The sequence below is a fragment of the Kurthia populi genome (genome assembly GCF_042686175.1).
GTDB lineage: Bacteria > Bacillota > Bacilli > Bacillales_A > Planococcaceae > Kurthia > Kurthia populi.
Map to the genome: position 1 here is coordinate 1 of NZ_JBHUOR010000076.1, position 3,332 is coordinate 3,332.

Annotated in this window: 5 protein-coding genes and 1 pseudogene; all 6 read left to right on the forward strand. The window is 40.6% G+C overall.

The window, feature by feature from the left end; translation table 11 throughout:
• Window positions 1-258: pseudogene (locus ACFSY7_RS10540) on the forward strand (HK97 gp10 family phage protein); the annotation flags it as partial.
• Window positions 259-262: 4 nt separating this feature from the next.
• A complete protein-coding gene (locus ACFSY7_RS10545; RefSeq protein ID WP_380147799.1) occupies window positions 263-676 on the forward strand; it encodes a DUF3168 domain-containing protein in 414 nt (137 codons plus the stop codon).
• A 12-nt stretch (window positions 677-688) separates the two neighbouring features.
• The gene (locus tag ACFSY7_RS10550; protein ID WP_380147800.1) at window positions 689-1,219 is read left to right on the forward strand and encodes a phage major tail protein, TP901-1 family; all 531 of its coding nucleotides are present in this window, start codon (window positions 689-691) and stop codon (window positions 1,217-1,219) included.
• A 75-nt stretch (window positions 1,220-1,294) separates the two neighbouring features.
• Window positions 1,295-1,750 carry a tail assembly chaperone gene (locus ACFSY7_RS10555; protein WP_380147801.1) on the forward strand — a complete coding sequence of 152 codons (456 nt, stop codon included), beginning with the start codon at window positions 1,295-1,297 and terminating at the stop codon, window positions 1,748-1,750.
• A gap of 26 nt (window positions 1,751-1,776) precedes the next feature.
• Window positions 1,777-2,088, forward strand: coding sequence for a hypothetical protein (locus ACFSY7_RS10560; protein WP_380147802.1), 312 nt, complete (start codon window positions 1,777-1,779; stop codon window positions 2,086-2,088).
• Window positions 2,089-3,332, forward strand: a 1,244-nt coding sequence (locus tag ACFSY7_RS10565) for a hypothetical protein (protein ID WP_380147803.1), incomplete at its 3' end; no start/stop codon positions are given.

Consider the following 3,332-nt stretch of genomic DNA (forward strand, 5'->3'; position numbering starts at 1 on the left):
TCAATTGAGGTTGAAGTGCTGGATGGTGGTTTAAAAGCGGTTGTCACAGTCGGTGCAGAATGGGCCATTTATGTCGAGTATGGCACAGGTATCTATGCTACAAAGGGAAGCGGCAATAAAGATGGTTGGGTGTACTACAATGAGAAATGGGGCAAGTTCGTCTTTACTCGTGGTCAAGAAGCGCAGCCATTTTGGTTTCCATCGCTTAAAGAGGGCCAAAAATATTGGTCTAAAGCAGTTGCCACAATAGGAGGTTGATAAGATGGTTTCGTTTTTAGCATTGCATGCGGCTGTTTATCAACGCTTAATTAATGATGCAGCTGTAAAAGCATTAGTTTACAAAGATACAAAATTTAAAGGTGTGTATGATGCGTTACCTAACGATGCGCCATTTCCTTATATCGTGATTGGTGAACCAAACGAGTCAGATTTTGATATAAAGCTAAAAGAAACAGTGGAAACGTCACTTACGATTCACACTTGGAGTGATAAGACAGGCAAGACAGAATCATACAAACTACTACAAGCTGTTAGCGATGCGCTATCGGCTTTTTTAATTGTCACGAACTATGAAGTGGATTACGTCAAAAAGGTGCGCACAAGCGTATTTGATGATATTGACGGGGTACTGCGGCATGGCGTTCTAACACTTGAATACACATTAACGAAAATTTAGGAGGAATCATAAATGAATAAAGGTAAAGATACGATTTATTTAGTGCAACGTGCAAAAGAAGCATTAGCTGCAGCAGCATATTTAATTGCGAACCAAACAGAAGGTTCGTACTCGATTGAAACAGAAATCATTGACGAACAAACGAAGTTCGGCCGCTTAGTGGACTACGGTAATACATCAGAATCATTCGATTTATCAATGTATGGTCAAACAGGTGATCCTGGTCAAAAAGCAATTTTAGATGCCATCAAAAACAAAGAGCAGCTAAAAGTGTGGGAAGTAAATATTAATAAAAATGATGCTGGTAAGTACGATGCAAATTTTGCTTATACAATTGTCGAATCAGTGGAACGCTCAGGTTCAACAGATGGTTTTGAAGAACTTTCATCAACGCTACAAGTCATTGGCCAAACACAAGAGGGTGAGCTTGATACAGTTGATGTGCCAGACGAAGTGATCGAATTTGCGTTGTATGGGTTTGAAAAACCTGGTGAATTCACAGGGGAGTACGGTAAGGATCATAAAGGCACAGTAACACCTTAAAACATATTTCTAAATACCAGGAGGGCTCCGGCTCTCCTTTTTTATACTTAAAAAACACTAGGAGGTCATTTAATTATGGCATTAACTTTAACTATTCAAGATAAAAAATACACTGGTAAACCTTCGTTTGCGATGGCGCGATATGCGAATGAAAACTATGGTAAATATATCGAAAAGGCGAACAAATACGCACAGGGTATTGAAAACATCTTATCGGGCGTTATCGAGGGTTCAGTTGATTCAATCGTGCAATATTGGGATGCAGCACTTGCACACCTAAAAGAACGTCCATCAATTGCTGAAATCGAAACAGCATTAGAGGAACGCATTGAACAAGAGGGCGATACAGAGCCGCTTCTAAAAGAAATTTATCGTGAGTTATCGACAAGTGGTTTTTTCAAGAAAACGATCAAAGAGTTTTGGAAGAACATCGAAATGATGCAGGACTTTGGGGCGACGGACAAGGAGAAAGAGCAGAACAAGAAAGCCTACGACATGATGCAAAAACTCAAAGCGGAAATCGAGGAATAGATTTTGAACAGTTAGAAATTGATGCAATGCAGTATTTGAATATTGCAGATAATGACTTGTTATATGCGATGACACCCAACGAATATAATCGAAAGATTAAAGGTGTCATGCTACGAGATGTACAGACATATGAAAATATGACGATTCAAGCTATTTTTAATGCCCAGGCAACGAACGGAAAACGTATTACAGCCAAGAAGTTATTTGATGCAGAAAGAGCGCGTCAAAACATCTTGCATCCGAAAGAGCAAAAAGAAAAAGAGCGAGCAAGTCGTGATTACACGTATTTACAACGAGCACTTGCAGCAATGAACCGATCTAAAGAAGGGAGTGAGTAGATGGCAAACGTTGAACATTTTACTGCGATAGTTGGTGCAGAGGTCAAAGAGTTTAAGCGCAAAATGAAGGAAGTCGACAAGGCGATTCGTGATGCTGCAACTGGCGCAGATGTTGATATAACTGCAGATGTAAAGGACTTTATGCGTAATATCAAAGAAGTACGCACTGAAATGCGTAATCTTGCAAATAATGACGTAACGGTAGATGTGCAAGCAAGTGTTGCGGATGTATTAGCAGAATTAAATGCTGTTGAGGACCGTTTAAAAGAATTAGAACGCGAAGATGCGACAGTTGATGTACAAGCGAATGTACGTGACTTTTTACGTGATATGCAAACGATTGAAGCAAGGGTGCGGGATTTAAACCGCGAACAAGCGAAAGTTAATGTTACTGCCGACGTAGACCAGGCAATCATTGAAATGGCTCGTATTGAACGTAAAGCAGATAAGCTGCTAGAAAGTGATGTACACGTTGATGTTGAAGCAGATGTAGATGATGCGTTGACAGACTTTGAAACAGTCCAAAATCGTATTCGTACATTATCACAGCAAGAGCCGACGATTGAAGTACAAGCAGATATTCGTGATTGCATGCGCGACTTGCAAAGAGCCGAATTGCGCTTGGACCAATTAACGGAACGGAATCGGCAAATTGATATTGATGCAGACGTTACAGAAGCGTTAGGTCAATTACGATTAGTTGAAAATGTTGCAGAGCGCTTAGAAGGTGAAGCGCACGATGTTGAAATCCACGCAGATACTTCAGATGCTTTACGCCGCATGGCTGAACTTCGAGCAGAAATTATGAACATGGACCGCTCAAGACCGACAGTTGATGTACAAGCGGACATTTCACAGTTCATGATTCGCATGGCACAGCTACGAGCGACAATTGAAACATTACGTCGTACAAATGAAATTCGTATTGATGCAGAAACATCGAGTTTTAAATACAAATTAGCATTGCTACGTGCGCAAATTCAAGCGTTAACTCGTGCAGCAGTTATTAAAATTACCGCACGTATTGATGCGTTTCAAGCATCAATCGCTACACTCGCAAGTAATATTCGAGCATTTGGTGAGGTAGCTGGCTATGCGTTAAGAGGAGTATTTGTTAGTTTATTACCAATGGTTGCGCCAATTTTGGCTAACTTAGGTGCTTTAATCGGTAATCTAGGTGTCATGATTGGGGTTATTGCAGGTCAAACAATGGGCTTTGCATTTGCTCTAGGTACAGCCTTTGC